Below are 7,934 nucleotides of genomic sequence, written 5' to 3'. Positions count from 1 at the left end.
GGGGTAGGGGGAGGGGTAGTCTCGGACCCATCACCCGCAGTCGCACTGTCGCGACGCTGCGGGCCAGGGGGAATTCCAGCCGATGTCATCTCACGTCGCTCGACGCCTGTCCGCGCTCGCCATCCTCGCCAGCACGCTGCTCGCCGCCTGCTCCGGCACCCAGCAGGCCAGCCTGCCGCCCACGGCGATACCGGACATGTGCAAGGCGAGCCGGCCACCTGAAGAACCCGACTGCACCCTGCAGGTGATTCTCCACGGCGCCTCAGCCCCTGACCGCCAGTCCTGCCTCGGTGAGATGAACAGCTACATGTCGAAGATCGAAGACTGGCGCGGCTGCCACACGACGGTGCTGCAGAAGAACCCCGACCTCTCCGATCACGACCGCAAGGAAATGATCGCGAGCACGAACTACTACGCCGACTACGACCTCAAGAACGCGCAAGCCAACATCGCCTGCATCAACAAAGGCAGCGGCTGCTCGCATTATTGATCGAGTGGAAAATCAAGCCCCCTCCCCTTGCGGGAGGGGGTAGGGGGAGGGATGCGGCCGAGCTCGCCTCTACCTCATCGGATCGCCCCTCACCGCGCTCTTCCTCGAATGCTCTCGCAGATCCCTTGAGCCGCTATGTCGGCAGTGCTGCGGCAGCCGTCTCAATCGGCAACATCATGGTCTCCGGGCCGATCGCGGAACTCAAAAATCCGAACCGGGCGTAGAATGCTGCGGCTTTGTCATTGATCGGATGCACCAGCATCGCGCGGACGCCAACCGTGCTCGCTGCCAGGAGCGATCGGAGGATCGCATCCTTCAACAAGCCTTTGCCGATGCCGTGCTGTTGGAACTTCTCGTCGACGGCAAGCCGACCGAGAATCACAACCGGGATTTCGGCAGGAGCGTTTTTTCGCAGCTTTGCGCTGGGAAGGTGCCCCCGGGCAACCATCCCCGCTGCAAGACAATAGTAGCCAACGACGCGGGATCCGTCGCAAACCACAATGGTTCGTGCCGTCCTGCCTTCGCTGCTGCGAGCTTGCTTTTTCAGCCAGTCATCCAGCGCCGGCTGGCCGGAATAAAAGTCTGAGAGATCATGTCCTTCGGACAGCAATTCAGGAGCCGTGGTCATCGAACTGCCGTCCTAAGCGACGTCAACGATCACGTCTCCCAGGGCGCCTTATGAGCCAGCAGGTTGCGCAGCTCCGCAGAAGGCTTCGCAGGCGCCTCGAGCGCTCCCATGAAAGCCTTGAATCGCTTGTCATCCAATTCAAAACGCCGTTGATCGAGGAAGATTTCGGTCGCGCGCAACTGAGCGCTTTCAAGGATGAATTCACTGCGAGACTTACCGGCAACAGCCGCGGCACGGTCGATGGTATCGCGCGTCTGGCTCGATGCGCGAAGATTGATCGTCGTGTCTCGGCGAGATCGCGCTCGATTGCTCAAGGCCGCCGTCATGGCTAGGTCTCCGTGATTTCCGGACAGGTCGTTCATGCGATCTGTCGGCTGAACCTCGAACAATATATAGGTAAATGTGTATACAGTGTCAATACATTGAACAAGCCGAAATCATCGCCTACTCGTTGATACGGAACGATAATATTAGGTCCGGCTTGGACTTTCCTTCCGTAAATCCCCTGCAAATCCCTTCAGCCGCGCCCGCAACCGCATCAGCGCGCCCATATCGTGCCAGCATTCCTCGCGCTTCTCGGCGTCGATGGCGCCTCGCCACTCCGCCAGGATGTCGCGCTCGATCCGCTCGAAGGCCTCGCGCACATCCTGGTCGTCCAGCAGGGCGGCAACGCGCCGGGCCCGGTCGAGATTCACGACACGCTCCGGAGCTCGCCATCGCCAGTCCCGAGCGCGACCTTGGCTGCCTCGAGCTCGGCCTCGGCCCCCAGCTCCGCGCTTTTGCGTTCATGCTCGAGCCCGGCCTTGACCCGCGCCAGCGCCGCTTCGGCTTCCGCCTTCATGCGCTGGATTTCGATCTGCGCCGCGGCCTTCTGTTTCTCCAGCTCGATCTCCGCCTGCGCCTTCATCGCCGCGAGCTGCATCTCGCCTTGCGCCCGGGCCCGCTCGATCTGCAATTGCGCCTGCAGCAGCATCGCGCGCGGATCGGGAGCCGGCGGCGGCGATGCCGCGGGCGGTGCCGGCGGCGGTGCGGCCGCCGGATCGGCGAAGAACAGCTCCGGCGCCTTCAGCCCGGCATTCTCGACCAGCCGCGACAGCGTGTTATGGATGTTCTGGAGTGTGACGAGCGGCCCCTGGACCCCGCCTTGAAACTGGATCGCCTGCACCTGCAGCGCCAGGATCGCTCGCAGATGCGCCAGCATCTGGTCCTTGTTGCCGGTGCCGATCCCGACCGTCACCGTGAAATCCATCTGGTCCGACCAGGCGCGCGGATCCATCGGGACCCAGCGGTTGCGCAACCGTACGATCTTGGCCTTGTCCTGATATTTGCAGACCAGCTCCAGCGTCTTCTTGAAGGCGCGCTTGAGCCCGCTCTCGGCGAAGACCCGCGCGATCAAGGCGAGCCGCTCCTGGCTGAAATTCGTCACCGCATTGACGCCGGTCGCGGTCTTGTTGATGGCGTCGACATCGAGCCCCTGCGTCATCCGGCTGACGCCGGTGCGCATCTCCTTGGCCTGGTCGATATACTCCATCACGCTCAGCGAGGCGCCCGCGGTGAAAGGCACCGTGATCGGCATGATGTGATTGCCGACCGGACCCGCCTGGTCCTCGACCCGGACCACGCCGCCGATCTCGCGATCGAGCGCATCGCCCAGATTGACCCGCTCGGTGACGCCCAGCCCCGGATTGTTGGTGAGGTAGAGATTGTCCAGGACCTGGCGCATCAGCGCCGTCTTGACCTCCTGGATGTCGCCGACCTTGTCGTCGAGGCTTTCGCCGACCAGCTTGTGCGGCGTCGGAAAGGGCGTCCAGGAACAGAAGGGATGCCCGTCCACCTCCTCGTCGAACAGGATCTCGACGCCGGATGACGGTCCCGCGACCGTGATCTTGCGCCACTCGGCGATCCCGTCCTCGTCCTCATCCAGCTTGAGATAGCATTCGGCCACCCAGACCGAGCGCATGGCCGGATCGAGATTGGCCTCGCCATCGCCGAAGCTGTCATCCTGATCCGGATGCCGGCGTGCCGATTTCTCGGTATCGAGATCGTCGTCGCCCGGCTGCAGCGACAAGGCCTTCGCCTTCGGCACGCCCATCTCGATCAGGTCGGACACGGTCTTGCGGCAGCGGTGAAAGGCGAACGCCATCTCCTCGTCGCAGACGGCGCGCGGGTCGCAGCCGAAATCCTCGGGCGGGATCGCGGCGATCCGCACGCATCCCTCCTCCTCGACCCGGTCGATCGCCAGGTCGTGGACCGGAAGGCTCATTCTCTGGCCCGAGATCGGATCGGTGATGGTCTCGACGCGATCCTGCTGCCACACCACCCGGTCGTCTTCGCCGATCTCGAGCGCGTCCAGCTCCTCAGTCGTCAGGCCGCGATAAGTCTCGCGCCGGCGCCGCTCGGTCCGGTCCCACCAGACCTTGATGACGCCGAGGCGCTGCAGCAGCCCATCCTTCAGCCAGTGATGCAGGATCATCGGGCCGTTGTTCTGGCTCGACCAGATCCAGTTCACATAGTCGGTCGCCTGCGCCGCACCGGGCTCGTCCTCCGGCCCATGCGGTTGGAACTGCCCGATCTGCTCGCTGCCGGCGAAGATCTTCATCAGCTGCGGCATCACGGAGTCGACCGATTCGGCGACATCGCGCCAGACCACCTGCGAATGCCCCTCGCGCTCGCGCCCGTCCGGCTCGCCGCGATAGCGCTGCAGCGCCGAAATCCGCGCGCCCTTGAGCGCGCTCGATTCCTGCCCCAGCGCCTCGGTCAGGCGCGTCTGAATGATCGATTGAATCGCGCGTTCGGAAAGCATGGATCTCCTGAACTTCGAATCAGCGCTGACGCTTGTTCTTCTTCACGTCGGACTTCTGGGCACTCGTCTTCGCCACCGTGGTTTCCTCGGAGGAGAGCTCGTCATCCGCCGCAGGCGTATCGACCCCCAGCACCGCCACACGTCCCGAAGCCTGCCCCGGATCGTAGCCCGCCAGACGCTCCAGCTCGGGCCCATGCTCTGCGAGTGCCAATGCCGCGGCCTCGTCGCCGCTCGGCGCCTCGATGATCACCGCGCGGCTGCGCGACAACATCCGCCCCGCCTCGTCCCGCTCGAAATAGCCCAACGTCACCTTCTGCCGCATTCCGATCTCCGTTTCGACTTTCGTGTCCGCTTCCTTGCTTCTTATCCCTCCCCCCTTGAGGGGAAGGTTAGGGAGGGGGTGTCGCGGTCTCAGCCCACTCGAGTCCTCTAAACCACCCAACCCCGATCCCGCTTCGGCAACGCCCGCGCGCCGTCCCTCACCTGCGCCAACCCGACCGCGAGGTAGCGGAAGGCATCGGCGCCATGGCTCGACCAGTCATGGACCGGCCGCGAGCGATAGGCGCGGAGCTTCTCGTCATAATCCCGCCGGTAATGGCGCAGCGCCGAGATCCCGGCGGCACAGGCCTCGCGATCGAACCAGCAGCGCGGCAGCAACAGCCGCGCCGCGTTGACGCCATCCTCGATCCGCAAGGCCGGCAGCACGCGGGCCCGGAGGCCCAGCGAGGCCAGCGTCTCGACCCGGCTCACGCCGGTCCCGAGCTCGCGCACTTCGGCGTCATGCGGCAACCAATGCTCGCCATAGACATAGCCGCGCTGCTGCAGCACCCGCACATAATGCTCGAGCCCTTCGCCCGAGGCTTCGTAATAGCCGATGAGCCGAACCTCGGCGCCGGCGGCCTGGGCGAACCAGATCGCGGTGGAATCGTCCATCCCGAGATCCCAGGCGGTATGCACCGGCAGCCGCGGATCCCACGGCACCTGGCCGATGCGTTCCTCGGCGGCCGCCTCCTCGATCAGTTTTCCGTAATAGCTGCCGGCGACCGCACTCTCGAAACTGCATTCGAACTCTTGCGCGTATTCCTCGGGCGTCATGATGCGCCGGGCTGCGGCGAGCTCTTCCTCGGCGATGAGCCCCGTCTCGCTCGTGCGATGCAGCGCCGTGAACCAGTCCCGGTCGAGGCGCGCCGTCTCATAGATCTCGTGGAATCCGTTGCGGCCCTGGGGCGTGCCGATGAAGACCGCCCAGCCCTGCCGGTCCGAGAGCGCCGGCCGCACCACCTCGCCGAAGATGCGCGGCGCCATCTGCCCATACTCGTCGAACACGATGCCGTCGATATAGAGCCCGCGCAGCGCGTCGGGATTGTCGGCGCCGAGCAGCGTGATCCGGGCCCCGTTCGGCAGATCCACCCTGAGCTCGCCCTCATGGCGCTCGGCGCCCGGGATCGGCCCGGTGAAATGCTTGAGATAGTCCCAGGCGACCGCTTTGGCCTGGCGATAGGTCGGCGCCAGATAGGCGAAGCGTGGACGCGGCGCCGTGCATCGCACCGCCGCGCGGATCAGGTGATTGACGCAAAGGACCGTTTTTCCAAATCTTCTGTGGCAGACCACCACATTGAAGCGGCGCATCCGCTCATGGAGCGCCTGCTGTAAAGGCCGCGGCCGATAGGGCAGCGTGATCAGGGGGCCCTCTGGCCGCCCTTCCCCTTGCCCGTTGTCTTCTTCGGCTTCCTCGCCTTGCCCCGCGTCCTGGTCTTGGGTTCCATCCATGCGAGGCGAACGACCTGCTCTGTATGGGAAGCTTTGCGTCCGCCCAGCCCCTTCCCGGGCAATGCACCGCTCTCGGACCCGAAGGCCCAGCCGAGCAGCGTCGTGGCCGCGGTGATCCGGGCGCCTGCCGGCGCCTCGGCATCGCTCACCACCGCGGCCAGGGCCGCGATCGCAGCCGCGCAGTGCCCTTGCGCCAGATCGCGCAGGACCCGGTCGGCATCGAGGTCGGACGGCTTGGCGGCAGCCTTGAATTTGCGTCCCGGTTTGGAAGGAATGCCCGTCATCGCGAGCGATGGGAATCGCGGAACCCGTAACCGGCGGCGAGCGCTTCCAGCCCAGCGAGGATCGCGCGATAGCGCGCATCGGCCGGTACCGCCGGCTTCGACCGCTTGCTCGCGTTCCGGCCGGTGACAGACACCGCCATCAGGATTCCGGGCCTGACGCCGAAGACCACCAGGTCCTCCGTCGCCTCGGCGACCAGCCTTCCCGCCTGGAGGAGCTTCTCCTTGCCCAGCCGATAGAGCCGGCGCGCCTCGGCGACGCCGGCGTCTTCCTCGCCGAAGGCGGTTGCCGGCGCGTTCATGGCGAGACGCTGATAATGCGCGTTGGTGCTGAGATGCGGCGGGCCGACGGCCCGGCGATAGAGCGAGGCATAATAGCGCCCGGCCTGGGCCTGGGTCGGTTGCAACAGGCCGCGCGCCACCATCAGGGCCAGCGGATCTTCGGCCAGCGGCGCGTCGGCGGCGCCGGCCAACAGGATGCGATGACGCTGCAGCTCGGGCGTGCCGGGATCGATCTGCGGCGGATGCTTGCGCGGCCGGCCGCGGCGGCGGGGCGTTTCACCCATGGCGATGCGCCTCGGGGGCCTAGTCCAGCTCCTCCTCGTCGAGCCCGAGCGCCCAGCGCTTGGCCCATTCGATCAGCCACAAAGCGCGCTCCGCCGTCATTTCGCTGTTGATCACCTCGAACGCGCCGTCGGCCGTGACGCCCAGTCCGATCACATCCTCCCATTCGACCTTGGCGATCTCGGCCGTCGCCTGGGTGGGTTTCAGCGTGTCGGACAGGGGGAAATCGACGACGGGTGACGACATGCGCGCTCCTCGTGATGCAATGGCGGTGGGTGGGACGCGATTGGGCGAGCGGAAAAAGCGGTCGAAATCCTGTGGGCCCGGGGCAAGCCGCCGGGGCGCCTGGGCGGCCGGATGCGGGCCAGCCTCGTCGGTCATGGGTTCGAAGGGGCGGAAGGAAAAGGAGGGCCCCGCGGAGGAAGCTGTTTGGCCTTCCCTCGCGAGCGTACGCATTTATACAAAAATACTACCGCAAAGTCAACTGATTTTGCGGTTGAAACTTATCCACAAGCCTGCTATCGGTGGCGCATGAGCGAGATCTCGGAAGCCGCCCGGCGGCTCAAACAATTGCGCGAGCGATCCGGCCTCTCCATGCGCCAGGTCGCCGACGCGCTCGGCTGGTCGCTCACCCGCTACCAGCATTACGAGGACCGTTACAAGCGGCGCTGGCTCCCGCTCGATCTGACGCGCCAGTTGGGCTCGCTGTTCGAGACCCGCGGCATCGACCCGCAGGAGCTGTTGGCCCTGGCCGGCCTCGAGGCGCCCGATCTTCCAGCACCCCGCATGGGTCCTGCATCGGGACCGGCGCTGAATGCGCGCGACCTCGTGATGGCGCCGCCCGGCCTCGGCCGCGACCTGCCGGTGCTCGGCGCCGTCAAGGGCGGCTCGGACGGATTCTACTTCAACGAAGGCGAGGCCAAGGAGTTCGTGCTGCGGCCCGTGGGCCTGCAGGGCGTCGCCAATGGCTTCGCGCTCTATGTCGATGGCGACAGCATGGAGCCGCGCTATTTCGCCGGCGAGATGCTCTATGTGAATCCCAACCGGCCGATCACCAAGGGCTGCTTCGTCGCGATCGAGCTCGCCGACGGCCAGGGCCTCATCAAGCAGTTCCTCCGCCGCAGCGACGACCTCATCGTGCTGCGCCAGTTCAATCCCGCGAAAGACCTCCGCCTCGCCGCCCGCGACGTGAAGCGTCTCTACCGCATCACCGGCTCCGCCGAGACCTCCTGAAGCAATCTCCAGAGAAAATTCACGCCCCCTCCTCCTGCGGGCTACGGCATTCACGGAAGTGATTCCGGAATGGATGTAAATATGATTCAAGGTCTTCGGTGTGATTTTGCCGAGGGTGAGAGCTTGTTGTTTGGGGATATTCGGGTTGAGAAGCGGGCGGATTGG

General features: G+C 65.4%; 11 protein-coding genes. 2 read left to right on the top strand and 9 right to left on the bottom strand.

The window, feature by feature from the left end:
• The first annotated feature begins 82 nt into the window (after positions 1 to 82).
• Entirely contained in the window at positions 83 to 490 is a 408-nt protein-coding gene (locus ACREE8_RS08240; RefSeq protein WP_431572503.1) for a hypothetical protein, read from the top strand.
• A 133-nt stretch (positions 491 to 623) separates the two neighbouring features.
• Here ACREE8_RS08240 and ACREE8_RS08235 read toward each other — a convergent pair whose 3' ends face one another.
• The 9 genes from ACREE8_RS08235 to ACREE8_RS08195 form a co-directional block, all read right to left on the bottom strand.
• Positions 624 to 1,118, bottom strand: coding sequence for a GNAT family N-acetyltransferase (locus ACREE8_RS08235; RefSeq protein WP_431572502.1), 495 nt, complete (start codon positions 1,116 to 1,118; stop codon positions 624 to 626).
• Between the two features lie 29 nt (positions 1,119 to 1,147).
• Positions 1,148 to 1,444, bottom strand: coding sequence for a DUF1778 domain-containing protein (locus tag ACREE8_RS08230; RefSeq protein ID WP_431572501.1), 297 nt, complete (start codon positions 1,442 to 1,444; stop codon positions 1,148 to 1,150).
• A gap of 144 nt (positions 1,445 to 1,588) precedes the next feature.
• Entirely contained in the window at positions 1,589 to 1,813 is a 225-nt protein-coding gene (locus tag ACREE8_RS08225) for a hypothetical protein (RefSeq protein ID WP_431572500.1), read from the bottom strand.
• Entirely contained in the window at positions 1,810 to 3,921 is a 2,112-nt protein-coding gene (locus tag ACREE8_RS08220) for a portal protein (RefSeq protein ID WP_431572499.1), read from the bottom strand. The genes ACREE8_RS08225 and ACREE8_RS08220 overlap by 4 nt, the downstream gene beginning before the upstream one ends.
• A 19-nt stretch (positions 3,922 to 3,940) precedes the next feature.
• Positions 3,941 to 4,243 carry a hypothetical protein gene (locus ACREE8_RS08215; RefSeq protein ID WP_431572498.1) on the bottom strand — a complete coding sequence of 101 codons (303 nt, stop codon included), beginning with the start codon at positions 4,241 to 4,243 and terminating at the stop codon, positions 3,941 to 3,943.
• Positions 4,244 to 4,350: 107 nt separating this feature from the next.
• Positions 4,351 to 5,550, bottom strand: coding sequence for a terminase large subunit domain-containing protein (locus tag ACREE8_RS08210; RefSeq protein WP_431572497.1), 1,200 nt, complete (start codon positions 5,548 to 5,550; stop codon positions 4,351 to 4,353).
• A gap of 50 nt (positions 5,551 to 5,600) precedes the next feature.
• Complete coding sequence (locus ACREE8_RS08205; RefSeq protein ID WP_431572496.1) at positions 5,601 to 5,975, bottom strand: hypothetical protein; 375 nt, start codon at positions 5,973 to 5,975, stop codon at positions 5,601 to 5,603.
• Entirely contained in the window at positions 5,972 to 6,538 is a 567-nt protein-coding gene (locus ACREE8_RS08200) for a hypothetical protein (RefSeq protein ID WP_431572495.1), read from the bottom strand. Before ACREE8_RS08200 ends, ACREE8_RS08205 begins: the two co-directional genes overlap by 4 nt.
• A 19-nt stretch (positions 6,539 to 6,557) precedes the next feature.
• Positions 6,558 to 6,782, bottom strand: coding sequence for a hypothetical protein (locus ACREE8_RS08195; RefSeq protein ID WP_431572494.1), 225 nt, complete (start codon positions 6,780 to 6,782; stop codon positions 6,558 to 6,560).
• Between the two features lie 285 nt (positions 6,783 to 7,067).
• On the opposite strand from ACREE8_RS08195, the gene ACREE8_RS08190 reads away from it, so the two are divergent.
• Entirely contained in the window at positions 7,068 to 7,769 is a 702-nt protein-coding gene (locus ACREE8_RS08190) for an XRE family transcriptional regulator (protein WP_431572493.1), read from the top strand.
• Positions 7,770 to 7,934 lie beyond the last annotated feature (165 nt).

It is taken from the genome of Hypericibacter sp. (assembly GCF_050729195.1).
In the GTDB taxonomy this organism is placed as follows: Bacteria; Pseudomonadota; Alphaproteobacteria; order Dongiales; family Dongiaceae; genus Hypericibacter.
Note: the sequence above shows the minus strand (reverse complement) of the source record. Positions and strands in the feature narration are given on the sequence as shown.